Annotated in this window: 13 protein-coding genes, 1 pseudogene and 1 riboswitch; of the genes and pseudogenes, 9 read left to right on the top strand and 5 right to left on the bottom strand. The window is 65.1% G+C overall.

The window, feature by feature from the left end; translation table 11 throughout:
* Positions 1 to 37: 37 nt before the first annotated feature.
* Positions 38 to 1,309, top strand: a complete 1,272-nt coding sequence (locus tag AAC050_RS09180) for a DUF819 family protein (protein WP_339914779.1) — start codon at positions 38 to 40, stop codon at positions 1,307 to 1,309.
* 26 nt (positions 1,310 to 1,335) lie between these two features.
* Here AAC050_RS09180 and AAC050_RS09175 read toward each other — a convergent pair whose 3' ends face one another.
* From AAC050_RS09175 to AAC050_RS09165, 3 genes are all read right to left on the bottom strand, one after another.
* Positions 1,336 to 4,398, bottom strand: coding sequence for a DUF3857 domain-containing protein (locus AAC050_RS09175; protein WP_339914778.1), 3,063 nt, complete (start codon positions 4,396 to 4,398; stop codon positions 1,336 to 1,338).
* Positions 4,399 to 4,634: 236 nt separating this feature from the next.
* Positions 4,635 to 5,633, bottom strand: coding sequence for a D-cysteine desulfhydrase (locus AAC050_RS09170; protein ID WP_339914777.1), 999 nt, complete (start codon positions 5,631 to 5,633; stop codon positions 4,635 to 4,637).
* Positions 5,634 to 5,714: 81 nt separating this feature from the next.
* Positions 5,715 to 6,998 carry a dicarboxylate/amino acid:cation symporter gene (locus tag AAC050_RS09165; RefSeq protein ID WP_339914841.1) on the bottom strand — a complete coding sequence of 428 codons (1,284 nt, stop codon included), beginning with the start codon at positions 6,996 to 6,998 and terminating at the stop codon, positions 5,715 to 5,717.
* Between the two features lie 401 nt (positions 6,999 to 7,399).
* On the opposite strand from AAC050_RS09165, the gene AAC050_RS09160 reads away from it, so the two are divergent.
* The 4 genes from AAC050_RS09160 to thiC all read left to right on the top strand — a co-directional run bounded on the left by AAC050_RS09160 (position 7,400) and on the right by thiC (position 11,057).
* Positions 7,400 to 7,942: a hypothetical protein gene (locus AAC050_RS09160; RefSeq protein ID WP_339914776.1), complete on the top strand. Its 543-nt coding sequence runs from the start codon at positions 7,400 to 7,402 to the stop codon at positions 7,940 to 7,942.
* A gap of 22 nt (positions 7,943 to 7,964) precedes the next feature.
* Positions 7,965 to 8,468, top strand: a complete 504-nt coding sequence (locus AAC050_RS09155) for a hypothetical protein (RefSeq protein WP_339914775.1) — start codon at positions 7,965 to 7,967, stop codon at positions 8,466 to 8,468.
* Positions 8,469 to 8,473: 5 nt separating this feature from the next.
* Positions 8,474 to 8,580: riboswitch (TPP riboswitch) on the top strand.
* Between the two features lie 81 nt (positions 8,581 to 8,661).
* On the top strand, positions 8,662 to 9,051 hold the full coding sequence (locus AAC050_RS09150; RefSeq protein ID WP_339914774.1) for a hypothetical protein: 390 nt from the start codon (positions 8,662 to 8,664) through the stop codon (positions 9,049 to 9,051).
* 173 nt (positions 9,052 to 9,224) lie between these two features.
* The gene (gene thiC / locus AAC050_RS09145) at positions 9,225 to 11,057 is read left to right on the top strand and encodes a phosphomethylpyrimidine synthase ThiC (protein WP_339914840.1); all 1,833 of its coding nucleotides are present in this window, start codon (positions 9,225 to 9,227) and stop codon (positions 11,055 to 11,057) included.
* A gap of 37 nt (positions 11,058 to 11,094) precedes the next feature.
* On the opposite strand, the gene AAC050_RS09140 is transcribed toward thiC, so the two are convergent.
* Positions 11,095 to 12,477 carry a hypothetical protein gene (locus AAC050_RS09140; RefSeq protein WP_339914773.1) on the bottom strand — a complete coding sequence of 461 codons (1,383 nt, stop codon included), beginning with the start codon at positions 12,475 to 12,477 and terminating at the stop codon, positions 11,095 to 11,097.
* Between the two features lie 161 nt (positions 12,478 to 12,638).
* On the opposite strand from AAC050_RS09140, the pseudogene AAC050_RS09135 reads away from it, so the two are divergent.
* The 4 genes and pseudogenes from AAC050_RS09135 to AAC050_RS09120 all read left to right on the top strand — a co-directional run.
* Positions 12,639 to 12,923: pseudogene (locus AAC050_RS09135) on the top strand (phosphomethylpyrimidine synthase ThiC); the annotation flags it as partial.
* Positions 12,924 to 13,030: 107 nt separating this feature from the next.
* Positions 13,031 to 14,305 carry a toll/interleukin-1 receptor domain-containing protein gene (locus tag AAC050_RS09130; protein WP_339914772.1) on the top strand — a complete coding sequence of 425 codons (1,275 nt, stop codon included), beginning with the start codon at positions 13,031 to 13,033 and terminating at the stop codon, positions 14,303 to 14,305.
* Between the two features lie 52 nt (positions 14,306 to 14,357).
* Positions 14,358 to 14,867 carry a zeta toxin family protein gene (locus tag AAC050_RS09125; RefSeq protein ID WP_339914771.1) on the top strand — a complete coding sequence of 170 codons (510 nt, stop codon included), beginning with the start codon at positions 14,358 to 14,360 and terminating at the stop codon, positions 14,865 to 14,867.
* Positions 14,864 to 15,046 carry a hypothetical protein gene (locus AAC050_RS09120; RefSeq protein WP_339914770.1) on the top strand — a complete coding sequence of 61 codons (183 nt, stop codon included), beginning with the start codon at positions 14,864 to 14,866 and terminating at the stop codon, positions 15,044 to 15,046. The genes AAC050_RS09125 and AAC050_RS09120 overlap by 4 nt, the downstream gene beginning before the upstream one ends.
* A 6-nt stretch (positions 15,047 to 15,052) precedes the next feature.
* Here the strand turns inward: AAC050_RS09120 and AAC050_RS09115 are convergent, their stop codons facing one another.
* Positions 15,053 to 15,202 (bottom strand): DUF1206 domain-containing protein, encoded by a 150-nt coding sequence (locus AAC050_RS09115; protein ID WP_339914769.1) that lies wholly within the window; start codon positions 15,200 to 15,202, stop codon positions 15,053 to 15,055.
* Between the last annotated feature and the right edge of the window lie 165 nt (positions 15,203 to 15,367).

The raw sequence follows: 15,367 nt of genomic DNA, 5'->3' as shown, positions 1-15,367 counted from the left end.
AACTCGTCCTTATGCCCCAGAATGCCGGAGAAACGTAATGCCCATCGATCCCGCGGTCCCGACAGCCCTGATTACCAATGACGCCGTCGTGCTGGGCCTGCTGGCAGCGATCCTGGCCTTCGTCTTCTGGAGCGCCGACCTGAAGACCGGTTGGGTGCGGAAATTCTACGCGATCTTCCCCCCCATCCTGCTGTGCTATTTCCTGCCCTCGCTGCTGACCACCTTCGGTGTGGTCGATCCCGAGACCTCGAAACTCTATTTTATCGCCTCGCGCTTCCTGCTGCCCGCCGCCCTGGTGCTGCTGACCGTCTCGGCCGACCTGCCCGCCGTCATCGGCCTCGGGCCCAAGGCCCTGATCATGTTCTTCACCGGCACCGTCGGCGTGATGATCGGCGGGCCCGTGGCCCTGTTGCTGACCAGTATCATCGCCCCCGACCTGATGGGCGGGGCCGGACCCGAGGCCATCTGGCGCGGCATGGCCACCGTGGCCGGCAGCTGGATCGGCGGCTCGGCCAACCAGACCGCCCTGTATGAAATCTACGGCGCGGGCCGCGACACCTTTTCGATCTGGATCGCCGTCGACGTCATCGTCGCCAATATCTGGATGGCCGTCGTGCTGTGGATCGCCGCCAACCAGCGCCGCGTCGACCGCCTGTTGCGCGCCGACAGCTCGGCCGTCGACCGGGTGCGCGACAAGGCCGAGGCCTATGAGCTGGCCCATGCCCGCATCCCCGCGCTCAAGGATCTGGTGTTCATCTTCGGCGTCGGCTTCGCCGCCGTCGGCCTCGCCCATGCCATCGCCGATCCCCTGTCGGCCTGGTTCGGCAGCCATTTCGAGATCGCCCAGCGCCTGTCGCTGGATTCCAGCTTCTTCTGGCTGGTGCTGACCGCCACCGCCATCGGCGTCGCCCTGTCCTTCACCCCGGCGCGTCGGCTGCAGGGCGTCGGGGCGTCCCGGGTCGGTTCGCTGCTGGTCTATGTGCTGATCGCCACCGTCGGGCTGAACATGAACATCGGGGCCATCCTCGACTCGCCCGCCTATTTCGTCATCGGCGCGGTGTGGATGCTGGTCCACGTCAGCCTGATGGTCGCCATGGCCTTCCTGATCCGCGCGCCCAGCTTCTTCCTCGGCGTCGGCTCGATGGCCAACATCGGCGGGGCCGCCAGCGCCCCCGTCGCCGCCGCCGCCTTCCACCCCTCCCTCGCCCCGGTCGGCGTCCTGCTGGCCGTGGTCGGCTATATCGTCGGCACCGCCGCGGCCTGGTTCACCGGCCTGGTCATGATGCAGATCGCGGCGGGGGCGGGGTAGGGCGGCGCGCCGCCGGCGTCATGACCTCAGCGAACGAGTTCGCTGTGGCGCGCTTCGAAGACGGCGAAATCCTCGACCACATCGACGTTCAGCGCCCGGGCCCGCTCCAGATCGTCGCGTCCCCCCGCATCGCCCAGCGCCAGACGCGCCAGCCCGCGACCATAGAGCGACGGTGACAGATTGGGCGCGGCTGCCAGCGCCTGCTCGTAATCGGCCCTGGCGTCCTCGTAACGACCCAGTTGCAGCAGCACCATCGCGCGGCTGTCGATGATGCCGGCCTCGCCGGAGGCGACCGCGATGTCGCAATCGGCCAGGGCCTGTTCGAGGTCGAAACCGCTGATCGCCTGATTCCAGCAGACATTGTTCATCAACGATGAATTCCCGTTCGCCATGCGACGCAAGACGGCGAAATCCGCCCGCGCGCCCGACTCGTCACCGGAAAGCGCCCGCACCTCACCCCGCAGCGACATCAGGCTGAAATCGTCTGGCGAGGCCACGAGACCGGCATCCAGCGCTTCCAGAATGTCCCGATACTGCCCTTCACCCTTGCCGATCCGGGCCAGCGCCCCAAGGGCCACGCCGTTCGCAGGCGCGGTGTCGAGTTTCGCCTTGATGATTGTCCGGGCTTCGTCCGTGCGATCGAGACGCGTCAGGGCACGAAGCTCTCCGAACAGGCCGACGTCTGACGACGGCAGGGCAATCTTGAGCGCCCGGTAATCCGACAGCGACCGGCCCCAGCGCCCGATCTGGTAATAGGAGGCCCCGCGCGCCGACAGGGCCGTGCCATGGCCGGGGTTCAGCCGCAGGGCGACAGAGAAGCTGATGATGGCGTCGGCAAAGCGGCCATCAGCCATGGCCACCCGTCCCTGGCCGACCGTTGCTTCCACATCTGCGGGATCAAGATCGACGGCGCTGTCAAAGTCCAACTGCGCCCCCTCAAGATCTTTTGCCTCAAGACGAACACCCCCGCGCGTGCGCAGAGCCTCGACATTATCCGGCTCCTGTTCAATGACCGCGTCCAGCAGGGCGAGTGCCCCCTCGGTGTCGCCCGTGCCCCAGAGACTCCGGGCACGCTTGATCAGATCGGCGACGGCGGCATCGCCGGGATCGAGGCGGGCCAGATCGGCCTCGGTGGGGATATAATGGGCCGGAGCCCGAAACCGCAGCGTCGTATCGACCATATTCTCGGCGCGTGACCGGGCATCGGCCATGTCCTTGGCAGACAGTTCGGCGGCCAGGCTGGTGGTGGTCAGGGTGATGTCCGCCACCCCGTCCTGCAGGGTCGCGCGCCGCTCCATACGATATCCGCCCGCCTCCACGGTCTGGTCTCCGCCTTCGATCTGAAAGCCTTCCCCGCCACCCGGCAGGCGAATGTGGATCGTCATCCGGTTCAGATAGGGGTGGGCCAGGGTATAGGGCGCGTCCGCATAGGGGGCGAAAACCCCCTTCCGCTCGGCCTGATAGGGGATGGATATCGCGGCCTCCGGCACCGCCATGATCCGCCCACCCGTACTGTTCACCCAGCTCATTCGGGCCGCACCCCGGATGATGAGGTGGAAGGTGTTGGTGTCATCGTCATAACGGGTATCGAAGGACACCAGTCGAGCCTGCCCGCTCGGATCATCCATGGCGCTCGCCATCATGGTTTGCAGCTGATCGGCGGGGATGGCGCTGAACTTCTGGCGAGTCGTGATCGCGGCGTCGCCATAGTAGGTCATGTCCACCGTGGTGGTCGCCTCGGCGTCCAGTCCGGCAGTGGCGTCGGTCTCGACCACGGTTTCGAAGGTGGGCACATGCGGCGAAGGCTGCTCGATACGCACCATCTCCGCCCCCTGCGCGCGCACAGGCAGGGCCCAGTGATAGGAGGGCGGGCTGAGATCGGCCAGGCTGCGATCACCGACCCGGGTCCCGTCGAGCCAGTACGTCTGTCCGTCGATCGTCGCCCGCACCAGAACATGGTCGAACCATCCGACCAGCGGCGACCGTTCCGGCAGGCCGTCACCGTTGTCCATACTGACCATCGCAGCCTCGGCCTCGATGCCCAGGCCGTGAAGCAGGGCCAGCAACAGGACCGTCTTGCCCTTGCAGTCACCATAGCGGTAGCGCCAGACCTCATCGGCGGACATGGGCACATAGCCGCCCTCGCCCATTGAGAGCGCGAGATAGCGAACCCCGTCCTGCACCAGCCGCAGGGCCGCGGCGGCGCGGTCGGTATCGGTCCCGTGTGCCGCCCGGATACGCGCGATCTCGGCTGCGAGCGGCGACTCCGGCTCCAGCGTCGCCGCGCGTTCATACAGGGGGGCCATCAGAACCGACGCTGCGCTCCAGTCGGCCATATCGGTAAATTGTGTTGTCCGGGTCAGATAGAACCGGCCCGGCAGGTCGTCAGGAAACTGTTGGGGCGCGAGGTCCCGGGCCTCGATTTCGAACGTCCAGTTCTGACCGTCGCGGCGGGGACGGACATCGGCCCACGGAGCGGTCGCCGCGACATGCAGCGACAGATCCGCCGGCCAGCTGGCGCGCAGCCGGTAGTAGTCGACCGGTCGGCCGGTCCCCAGACTGGTCAGGGCCTCGTGATGCGGGGCCAGAACACCGCCGTTGTCATGAATGGTGAAGGCGAATTCCAGAACGTCGCCGACGCGCAGGTCCCGCGGCTGCAGGGTCGCCGTCAGCTGGCCGTCCAGCATCGAGGACTCCAGATTGTTCTCGCGACGCAGGGTCTGGAAGGCCTGATCCGCCAGCACGTCGATCACCTGATCGCCACGGAGGATGCGAACTCCATGCACCTGAAGCGTCTCGCGCGGTGGGCTCCAGACTGCGCTGACGGTGCTGACCTGGGGCAGGCCCTGCCGGTTCTGCACCTTCATGCGCCGGAAGTAATAGGTGTGCTTGCCCTCGGCGTCGAACCGCACCTGGTCGTCGACCGCCAGCATGCGAATCGCCGCGTCACTGGCCTGCGATGGCCCGGCCTGTTGCGGTACCGGCACGACCCAGGCCGGTACCGGGGCCCGCTCCACCTCCTGCGCCGATGCCGGCCCTCCGGCCAGAATCATCCACGCAGCCGCCAACGCAACCAGAACTCGCAACATGTCACCCCCACCCTTTTGACGACCGGCTTAGCATGAAAAACGGAAAGTGCCAGCGGCCTCGGTGACTCGCGGCAACCGCGTCCGCCGGGCCATGGCCGGTCCGCATCCTGCCGGTCGGAGTCCCCTGTCAGTTGATGATGCAGATCAGGGCGGGCGCTGACCTTTTCTCTCCCTGCGGGATCACATCACCCGCTGTCGTCATCCCGGACAAGCCGCGCAGCGGCGCGATCCGGGACCTACAACGCCCCCTCGATCTCGCCCTGATAGCCGAACAGCCCCTGGGCCCCGCCGGTGTGCAGGAAGACCACGGTCTCGTTCTCGAACGCGCCCGTCTTCGCCAGGGCGATCAGCCCCTTCATCGCCTTGCCGCTATAGACCGGGTCCAGCACGATGCCGTCGGTGCGGGCCGCCAGTTTCAGCGCCTCGATCACCGCCCCGTCGATCAGGCCGTAGCCTTCGCCGACATAGTCACAGTCGGCCACCACCATGTCGGCCGTCACCGCATCGGGCCGCCCCAGCAGGGCTGCCGTCTCGCGCGCCAGCTTCAGCACATTCTCTTCCTGCTTGGCCTTCGGGGCCCGAACCCCGATGCCCAGCACCGGGATGTCCGCCCCCATCACCGCCAGCCCGGCGACCAGACCCGCATGGGTCCCGGCGCTGCCGGTCGCGGTGATGATCCGGTCGACGGCCATGTCCAGCTCATCGGCCTGGACCACGATCTCGCGGGCGCAGTCGACATAGCCCAGCGCCCCGACCGGGTTCGAACCGCCACCGGGAATGATATAGGGCTTGCCGCCCCGGGCCCGCACCTCGGCCGCCGTCTTTTCCAGCTCGGCCGGCATGTCGCTGCCGCCCGGCACGGTGCGGATCACCGCCCCGAACAGCCGGTCCATCAGCACATTGCCGTTGCGGGTATAGTCGGTCGCCGTCGACCCGGTCCGCTGTTCCAGAATGACCTCGCAGGCCAGCCCGTGGGCCGCCGCCGCCGCCGCCGTCTGGCGCACATGGTTCGACTGCACGGCCCCCTGGGTGATCAGCGTATCCGCCCCCTGTTCGAAGGCGTCACCCAGCAGGAATTCCAGCTTGCGGGTCTTGTTGCCGCCCCCGGCCAGACCGGTGCAGTCGTCGCGCTTGATCCAGATCTCGACCCCCAGCGCCTCGCTCAGCCGCGGCAAGGGCTCCAGCGGCGTCGGCAGATGGGCCAGGCGAATACGGGGAAAGCGGGCGAGATGCATGGGCGGGCTCCAGGGTTCGGCCCGTTCTAACGCGCCCATTCGCGCGAAGCGACGCCCAATCCATGCCCTGTCTGCATCCCCTCAGTCCGCGTCGGCCTCGACCGGAGCCGCCGCCACCGGCAGGGACCGTCCGTTCAGGGCCGCGTCCAGCGCCTCGCGATCCAGCTCGCCCTCCCAGCGCGCCACCACGATGGTGGCCACGGCATTGCCGATGAAATTGGTCAGGGCCCGGCATTCGCTCATAAACCGGTCGACGCCCAGGATCAGGGCCATGCCCGCCACCGGCACGCTGGGCACCACCGCCAGGGTCGCGGCCAGGGTGATGAAGCCGGCCCCGGTCACCCCCGCCGCCCCCTTGGAACTCAGCATGGCCACGCCCAGCAACAGCAGCTGTTCGCCCGGCGACAGCTGCACCCCCACCGCCTGGGCGATGAACAGGGCCGCCAGCGTCATATAGATGTTGGTGCCGTCCAGATTGAACGAATAGCCGGTCGGGATCACCAGCCCGACCACCGACTTGTCGCAGCCGGCCGTCTCCATCTTCTGCAGCAGACTGGGCAGGGCCGCCTCCGACGAGGAGGTTCCCAGCACCAGCAGCAGCTCGGCCTTCAGATAGCGGATCAATTTGAAGATCGAGAAGCCGTTGAGCCAGCCGATGGCACCCAGCACCCCGACCACGAACAGGGCCGCGGTCAGATAGAAGGTCCCGACCAGGGCGGCCAGGTTGATCACCGAGCCGATGCCGTATTTGCCGATGGTGAAGGCAAAGGCCCCGAAGGCCCCGATCGGGGCCGCCCGCATCAATATGGCCACCAGTTTGAAGAAGGCCGCCGAGGTGCTCTCCAGCACGCTCATCAACGGGGCTGCCCGCTCACCGACCATGGCCAGCGACACCCCGAACAGGATGGCGAAGAACAGCACCGGCAGGATCTGGCCGCCGGTAAAGGCTCCGACCACGGTCTCGGGAATGATGGCCATCAGGAAGCCGGTGACCGTGGTTTCGTGGGCGCTGGCGACATAGCCGGACACCGCCGTCGTATCGAGGCTCGCCGGATCGACGTTCATTCCCGCCCCGGGCTGGATCGTATTGGCCACGACCAGACCGATGATCAGGGCCAGGGTCGAGACCGCCATGAAATAGGCCAGCGCCTTGGCCGCCACCTTGCCGACCCGGCCCAGGTCGCGCAGATGGGCGATGCCGGTGCTGACGGTCAGGAAGATCACCGGGGCGATGATCATCTTGACCAGACGGATGAAGGCGTCGCCCAGCGGTTTGAGGCTCTCGCCCACGCCCGGCCACAGATAGCCGATCAGCGCGCCCAGACTGATGGCCACCAGCACCTGGACATACAGCTGGGCCCACAGCGGCGTCTTCGGCGGGAGCGGCCCCTGACCGGGGGCGGGAACGGCGGGCGAAACGCCCGGAGCGGCCTGGATCACGTCACATCTCTCCCCGACGATTCGGGCCATTGACGCGGCATATGTCGGTCAGCGCAATCAGGGATTTCCCCCGGGAACCAATTTCGCCGAACGCGGTTTACCCACTGGATCTCCCGGATGACCTCCTGAGCCCGGAAGTCCCCGGCGGCCCGGCCCTGTCAACGCCCCCCCGACCTAGGCCGGGTCGCCCCCCTTTCCGCTTCGCCGGGAACTTCGGACGTTCGGGGGTCCGCGACGATTCCAGCCCGGCACTGTGAAAATTCACAGGTTTGCCGACCCGACCATCCGGGTCAGTCTGGGTCCGACGCAACCGGGCGGGACGGCGCATGCAAGAGACACTCGAAAAAGACAAGCTGACCCTGCGGGAATCGGCGATCCAGCATGTGACCTGCGGTCGCTGCGGTGTCCCCTATGACTATGATCACACGGCCGAGGCTTCGGCAGCGGCCGGATATTCCATGACCGGTCGCGAGATCCCGTGGGAGGAGGCCCGTCAGAAGGCCGGCGCACGGCTGACCCGCCGGTTCGAGCGCGGCAAGGTCGTGCCCTGCCCGGACTGCGGAACCCTGACTCCCGCCATGCAGCGGCAGCAGATCAAGGCCGCCCTGCAGGATCTCGGCGTCGTCGCCATCGCCCTGCTGGTCGCCTGGGGGGTAGCGCTGGCCATGCTGGAGTCCGGGGCCCTGGCCTGGGGCATCGGCATCCTCGCCCTGCTCACTGCCCTGGGCTTCACCCTCAAGCTGCTGAGCCTGCCGTTCGGCGGCTATCACGAAAAGATCGGCCGGCCGGCCGGGACCGCGTCGACCGACGGCGGCGACCTGTTCGACAGTCTGCGCCTGCCGCCCAAGGACGCCCGTTCACACCTCTGACCCCCTCAGTATGGAGCCTTCCATGGGCCGCAAGCTGACCCTGACCCAGACCGTCCACCGCGACGTCCATTGCCGCCGGTGCGGTGCCGATTATTTCTATGACAAGGTGCTTGAGGCCACGACCGGCATCGGCGGGAGCCCCACGGCCGAGTCGGAGGCCCACATCCGCGCCGAAAAGGAAATGACCCGGCTCCTCGCCGACCCGTCCGACAGCATCGTGCCCTGCCCGGCCTGCAAGGCCCTGACCCCGGACATGCAGCGCACCCACCTGCTGGTTCTGGTCTTCGTCGTGGTCGGGACCCTCCTGTGCCTGGGCGTGGCCTTCGGCCTCATGCTGATGGCCCTGGAGTCCGGCGTCCTGATGTGGTGGCTGATCCTGCTCGCGCTGGGCGGGGCCCTGATCGGCGTCTGCATGCTCGTGGCCTGGCCCTTCGGCCTGTTCAAGGAGAAGATCGGCCGCATGGCCCCGCTGCCGGGTGCGGCGGTCACGCCGGACGATATTGAACCGGAGACGCGCCCGGCGTAGGGTCGCCCCGTTCTCCGGGGGGCCGCGTCAGGCGGCTGAGATAGGGCCGCGCCCTGACCCGTCGAACCTGATCCGGGTCATGCCGGCGAAGGGATGGGAATATCGTCCGGTGTGAGCCGGGCCCCAGGAGATCCGGTCCGGTCCGCGGGCCGGGCTCGCCCCGGCGTCGGCGACCTCTCACCGGAGGCTCGCTATGGACCGTTCCCGCTTTCTCGCTGCCCTCATCGGGCCGACCCTTGCGGTCGCCTCGCTCAGTATTCTGCTCAACCGGAGCCGGCTGGCCGACTGGATGCTGGCCGCCGACCCCCTGTTCATCCTGATGGCCGGGGTCATCACCCTGCCGGTCGGCCTGGCCATCGTCATCACCCATCCGGTCTGGCGCGGCTGGCCGACGATCATCACCGTGTTCGGCTGGCTGGCCGTGCTGGGCGGGGCGGTCCGCATTCTGGTCCCCGGCTGGATCAGCACCATCGCCCCCCACCTCGTCGCCGCCGGCAATCCCTTCCTGACCGCCGGCATGGCCGTCGGGCTTCTGCTCGGCCTGGTCCTCAGCGCCATGGCCTTCCGCGCGCCCCGCGCCTGATCCCCCGTTTCTCCCGGAGCCCCCTCATGAACATCGCCGTCACCCCGCCCGAAACGTCCGAGGCTCAAGAGGCTCAAGAGGCTCAAGAGGCTCAAGCAGCGAGCGACCGCGTCGCGAGCGATAGCCACGACCAAGGTGTCGATCTCCCGCTCAAAGACGCCCGCGACGAGGTCATGCGCGAGACCGGCACCATCCCCACCGGTGAGCGCGCCGGCAGCCACAAGGTCTATGCCGCGGGCGAGCTGTTCCCCGACATCCGCGTGCCGTTCCGCGAGGTGGCCCTGCACCCGTCGGCCAATGAGCCGCCGCTGACCATCTACGACCCGTCCGGCCCCTATACCGACCCGGCTGTGACCATCGACATCACCAAGGGCCTGCCCCTGGTCAAATCCAGCTGGCAGCTGGATCGCGGCGACATCGCCCCCGTCCTCAACCCGCGTGAGGTCAGGCCCGAGGACAACGGCCACGCCAGCGGCAAACACCTGGCCCCGCGCTTCGACACCTCCAACCACAAGGTGTTCAAGGGCGTCGAGGGCCGCCCGGTCACCCAGTACGAATACGCCAACGCCGGCATCATCACGCCCGAGATGGAATACGTCGCCATCCGCGAGAACCTGCGCCGCGAACAGACCGCCCCCTGCATCCGCGACGGCGAGGATTTCGGGGCCAGCATCCCCGACTTCGTCACGCCTGAATTCGTCAGGCAAGAGATCGCCCGCGGCCGCGCGATTATTCCCCACAACATCAACCACCCCGAGGTCGAGCCGATGATCATCGGCCGCAACTTCCTGGTGAAGATCAACGCCAACATCGGCAACTCGGCCGTCCTCTCCAGCGTCGACGACGAGGTCGACAAGCTGGTCTGGGCCACCCGCTGGGGCGCCGACAACGTCATGGACCTGTCGACCGGCCGCAACATCCACAACATCCGCGACTGGATCGTGCGCAACAGCTCGGTCCCGATCGGTACCGTGCCGATCTATCAGGCCTTGGAGAAGGTCAACGGCGTGGCCGAGGACCTGACCTGGGAGGTCTATCGCGACACCTTGATCGAACAGGCCGAACAGGGCGTCGACTATTTCACCATCCACGCCGGCGTGCGCCTGCCGTTCGTGCCGATGACCGCCAAACGCGTCACCGGCATCGTCTCACGCGGCGGCTCGATCATGGCGAAGTGGTGCCTCAGCCATCACCGCGAGTCCTTCCTCTATGAGCATTTCGAGGACATCTGCGACATCATGCGCGCCTATGACGTCAGCTTCAGCCTCGGCGACGGCCTGCGTCCCGGCTCCATCGCCGACGCCAATGACGAGGCGCAATTTGCTGAGTTACGCACTCTTGGCGAGCTGACCAAGATCGCCTGGGCCAGGGGCTGCCAGGTCATGATCGAGGGCCCCGGCCACGTGCCGATGCACAAGATCAAGGCGAACATGGATGAGCAGCTGAAACACTGCCACGAGGCGCCCTTCTATACGCTCGGGCCCCTGACCACCGACATCGCCCCGGGCTATGACCACATCACCAGCGCCATCGGCGCGGCCATGATCGGCTGGTTCGGCACGGCCATGCTCTGCTACGTCACGCCCAAGGAGCATCTGGGCCTGCCCGACCGTCAGGACGTCAAGGACGGCGTCATCACCTACAAGATCGCCGCCCACGCCGCCGACCTGGCCAAGGGCCACCCCGCCGCCCGCCTGCACGACGACGCCCTCAGCCGCGCCCGGTTCGAGTTCCGCTGGGAAGACCAGTTCAACCTCGGCCTCGACCCCGAAACCGCCCGCAAATACCACGACGCCACCCTGCCCAAGGAAGCCCACAAGACCGCCCATTTCTGCTCCATGTGCGGCCCCAAATTCTGCAGCATGAAGATCAGCCAGGACATCCGCAGGGATGCCCAGGCGCAGAATGACGCGGGCGAGAGTTTGGCTGCGGAGGCGGAGAAGGGGATGGCGGAGATGAGCGCGAAATTCAGGGCGGGGGGGAGTGTGGTGGAGGTGAAGGTCTAAGGGGGCCCGCCACCTCCTCCAGCCCTGCATCCCGCCGTCAGACGCAGTCGATCTTGACTTCCAGCGCTTCGATTCGCCTGTGAGCCCCGGTCGAGCCAGCCGGCAGTCCGTCGTAGTACCAGGAACTCCAGCCACCGGCGTTGGTGCCCAAGACGTCCTTCCGCGTGTGCACCCTGTAGCCGATCGTGCAGCAAACCGGAGCCAGGATCAGCCGGAACTCGACCGCTTCCATCCTTCGCGCATGGTTAGTGATACCGCAATCCGACCCGGCCGGCGTCCAGGGCGTCCAGCCGGCAATCTGCATGTGCGCGCGGTACTCCAGCGCGGTCCCGGGGACTACCGTCCCGGTCAACCAGGCCCGCATCGCCTGCACCCGCCGGTGCTGTCCGGTGGTCCCGGCCTCGCCGCCGTTGCTGATCACCCCCGACCACCAACCGCCATCCTGTTGGAAGAAGAAGTGTCGGGTATAGACCTCGTAAGATATCTCTGGACACGGCAGGCGCGGCACATCCTGACCGGCGCACAAGCCGTTCTTCGCCGTCAGTTCACCAAGGAGTGCCAGACCGACTGGCGATCGCTCGGAGTTGGTGACGACCACCGTAATCTCGTTGTCACCCGCCTTGAAGTGGGTGTTGGTTGCGAAGACCACCGGGGAGCTGAAGTTCGGTCCGCCTGTCTGCACGGGTGAAATCTGGTGCCCGTTGAGGAAGACATTCGCGAAGTAGTCGGCCAACAGGCTCAGCTTCAGGCTCGGCTGCGAGAAGCCCGTGCACAGCTTGAACGGCAGGCGGAAGGTGTAGTTTCCCGCGGCCAGCTCATCACCCGGCTTAACCCACAGCGACCCGGCCGGCGGGGCCGCCCACGGCCCGATCGGCAGGCTCAGCGTCGCAAGGTCGAAATTCGCTCCCGCCGCCGGTCCCTTGACCTCCCACGGGGCCACCCCGGTGCTGATGTCAGCGTCGAAATCCTCACACGCCGCCAGGCGGCGCGGGCATACCCGTTCAGTGTGGAAGGTCGCTACCGACCCCTCCTGCGTCTGGGCGCTGCCGTAGACGGCAACGACGTCCAGCTCGGTCGGGCTCTCAATAACCAGCCAGCCCTCGACATGCCCGTCCTTGCCTCCCAGTCGCTGCATAATGTCGGCGTTGTCGATCTCCAGCGCCTCGTCGGCGCAAAGGGTTGCCTCGGCGAAGTCGCTGATCGGCCCCACTTTCAGGCCGGGCAGGCCAACGGCCACCTTCCAGCGAAAGGTCACGCAGTCGCAGCGCGAGAAATTGTGGATATTGGTCTTGGTGTAATAGCGGCCGGGCGGCAGTGGGGGATTCCTCCCCTTCGCCACCACGCCGCACACGATCTTCACCGCGTACTGAAAGTCGGTTCGCGTGCCCGTCAGGGGCTCAGAACAGCAGCTGCAGCCCATGGCTTAAGTCTCCTGTCGACGTTCGACGAACATCGCTCTCCGCTTATGTTAACCCTAAGTCAATACGTGCGGCTTTCTCGATCATGGGTTGCAGATCGTCGATCTCGCTTTATCCTGCGCCTACTCTTGCGCCAGCGCCCATCCTCCCGCCGCCAATCACCCGCTTCGAGTTCCGCTGGGAAGACCGGTTCAACCTCGGCCTCGACCCCGAGACGGCGCGCAAATACCACGACGCCACCCTGCCCAAGGAAGCCCACAAGACCGCGCATTTCTGCTCCATGTGCGGCCCCAAATTCTGCAGCATGAAGATCAGCCAGGACATCCGCCGCGATGCGGCGGCGCAGAACGATGCGGGCGAGTCCCTGGCCGCCGAGGCCGAGAAGGGGATGGCGGAGATGAGCGCGAAATTCAGGGCGGGCGGGAGTGTGGTGGAGGTGAAGGTGTGAGGGGGCGTGCCTAGCCACACTACGCGCAAAGGCGCACGCATCAGCGCCACCTATGCGCGAGAGATGGTTTAGCTTATGTCATTAGGCGAAGCAGTTAGCGGAATCCGATGACCATCCCGAAAGTCTTCATTTCGTATTCCCATGACTCGGACGTCCACAAGGAATGGGTTCGACGACTAGCGACAAGTCTCATGGAGAATGGCGTCGAGGTTGTCCTTGATCAGTGGGATTTGGCATTGGGGCAAGACCTCTCGCTCTTTATGCAAGAGGGAATTTCTTCGTCTGATCGAGTCTTGATGATCTGTTCCGACACCTACGTCGCCAAGGCCGAAGCCGGAAAAGGTGGAGTAGGATTCGAGAGACTTATCGTGACCAAGGAAGTCATCGCCTCGATAGAAACCAAGAAATTCATACCGGTGGCGCGAGGAAATGCAGCGGAGCCGAGAACGCCAAACTTTCTTGGACCAAGACTATACGCGGACTTCAATTTCGAAGACGGCTATCATGCAAGATTGGATGAAGTTTTGCGCGAAATCCACGGCGTTCCGCAAAACCCCAAACCTGCTATCGGGCAGAACCCATTCTCTGGTGTCGTTGCGGCCTCCACGGAGACACCCAGAGAGGCCGGGCCAACGGGGAGAGTTTCCGGCGGAAAGTCCCTGTTGGATGATGAGTGGTTCAACAAACATCAGGATGCTGCAAAGGCAGGTGCATCTGAGCTAAAAATTAAGGGCACGTTATCGCTGAGATTTGGCCTTCATGAGCCAATTGAGAAGTCTCAAATAGAGTTGCTCGAAGCTATAGACAGCTCAACAATCAGTACATTTGGCTGGCCTATTGGCGTTACCCTTAGAAACGTTGAAGGATTTAAACCTCGACCATCAGGAGATGGCATTCGAGCCGAAATTGCCATAAAACGAGAAGCAATCACGGATCGAGAATCTTACGACTATTGGGCGGCTAGAAAGAATGGGGACTTCTACTTCCTTCAGAATCTATTTGAAGATCAAAGAACTGAAGGAAAAATTTTCTTTAACACAAGAATTATTCGAGTCACCGAGTCATTAATGTTTCTAGGGCGGATGGCGGAGAAGCTCGGCGTTCCGGAGGAAACAAAGTTCAGCGCCAGATTTGTTCATGATGGACTTAAGGGGCGCGTGCTATCTGCAGTTGGCAATCGAACTATCTTTGATAGATCTCGAGCAGATGAAGATGTCGTTTCTACAGAAATAATATCAACCGTTGGGGATATTGCTCCAAAACTAGACGCTTTGGTTAAGCAGGTATGCGCTCCATTGTTTATGATGTTTGATTTCGCAGAATTTGGCGACCCTATATACACAGATATAGTTCGAAGATTTGAAAAAGGCGAGGTTTCCTAGACATCGAGATTGACGTAAGTCGATACAGGACCATCGGGATTGATGCTGAGTGATGCCCACCCTCGTCCTCCTCGCCGGACCGAACGGTGCCGGAAAAACGACCTTCATCAACGGCTTCCTGCGGGAGCGGGCGGAGGCATTCGCCTTCGTCAATCCGGACGAGGTCGCCCGCGATCTGCCGGGCACGGGTCCCCAGCGCGATCTGGCCGCCGGGCGGCGGGTGCTTGAGCGGCTGGATCAGCTGTTCGCCCAGCGGGCCGATGTGGTGCTGGAAACCACCCTGGCCACCCGCGCCCACGCCGTTCGCATCCGCGCGTGGAAGGCGGCGGGATATCGGGTGGAACTGATCTATCTGGCCTTGCCAACAGCGGAGGACTCGATTGCCCGCGTGGCGCGGCGTGTCGCCGAAGGCGGCCACAGCATTCCCGAGGATCGATTACGTCGCCGCTTTGATCTCAGCCTCGAATACCTAGATGCGATCTACAAGCCGCTGGTGGACCAGTGGGAAATGTGGGTCAGTGGCGACGACGCTTACGATCTGCTAGATTGGGGATCACGATGAACACGATCTTCGACCGCGAAACGATCTTGAAAGGCCTCCGGCGTGCCGCCGATATGGCCAAAAACGGCACGCGCGAAGAGAAGTCGGGCAAATTCCTGCCGCCGCCCGGCTGGAAAGGCCGCGTCGTCACCGCCACCGACGACGGCCTGTCGAAACCGAAAAAAGGCAAGGCGGCGTAAGCTCCGCTACCCCCTCGTCTCCCTGATCTTCCGCCACCGCGCCTCAACGAACGCAAACGCCCCGAACGCCATCAGCCCCACCGCCGTCGCCCCCAGCATCCAGCTCCCGCCCGGCTGTTTCTCCACCGCGTCCAGCGCCTCGCCCAGACTGGTCACGGGGCGCGGTCCATCTTCCTTCTCCCCTCGTGGGAGAAGGTGGCTCGCAGCGCGAGACGGATGAGGGGGCTGGTTGAGGTCGCTCAGGGGTCGCCGGTGAGTCCCTGTCCGGCAGCCCCCTCATCCGCCCCCTCACGGGGGCACCTTCTCCCACAAGGGGAGAAG

It is taken from the genome of uncultured Brevundimonas sp., from assembly GCF_963974615.1.
Classification (GTDB): Bacteria; Pseudomonadota; Alphaproteobacteria; order Caulobacterales; family Caulobacteraceae; genus Brevundimonas.
The sequence above is the reverse complement of the archived record's forward strand: the minus strand, read 5'-3'. Positions and strand labels throughout refer to the sequence as shown.

Bases quoted from the DNA above. Each gene is read 5' to 3' on its own strand.
- AAC050_RS09125 (WP_339914771.1), top strand. From the start codon at position 14,358: ATGCCCACCCTCGTCCTCCTCGCCGGACCGAACGGTGCCGGAAAAACG.
- AAC050_RS09170 (WP_339914777.1), bottom strand. From the start codon at position 5,633: ATGCATCTCGCCCGCTTTCCCCGTATTCGCCTGGCCCATCTGCCGACG.
- AAC050_RS09150 (WP_339914774.1), top strand. From the start codon at position 8,662: ATGGACCGTTCCCGCTTTCTCGCTGCCCTCATCGGGCCGACCCTTGCG.
- AAC050_RS09160 (WP_339914776.1), top strand. From the start codon at position 7,400: ATGCAAGAGACACTCGAAAAAGACAAGCTGACCCTGCGGGAATCGGCG.
- AAC050_RS09175 (WP_339914778.1), bottom strand. From the start codon at position 4,398: ATGTTGCGAGTTCTGGTTGCGTTGGCGGCTGCGTGGATGATTCTGGCC.
- AAC050_RS09180 (WP_339914779.1), top strand. From the start codon at position 38: ATGCCCATCGATCCCGCGGTCCCGACAGCCCTGATTACCAATGACGCC.
- thiC (WP_339914840.1), top strand. From the start codon at position 9,225: ATGCGCGAGACCGGCACCATCCCCACCGGTGAGCGCGCCGGCAGCCAC.
- AAC050_RS09130 (WP_339914772.1), top strand. From the start codon at position 13,031: ATGACCATCCCGAAAGTCTTCATTTCGTATTCCCATGACTCGGACGTC.
- AAC050_RS09155 (WP_339914775.1), top strand. From the start codon at position 7,965: ATGGGCCGCAAGCTGACCCTGACCCAGACCGTCCACCGCGACGTCCAT.
- AAC050_RS09120 (WP_339914770.1), top strand. From the start codon at position 14,864: ATGAACACGATCTTCGACCGCGAAACGATCTTGAAAGGCCTCCGGCGT.
- AAC050_RS09140 (WP_339914773.1), bottom strand. From the start codon at position 12,477: ATGGGCTGCAGCTGCTGTTCTGAGCCCCTGACGGGCACGCGAACCGAC.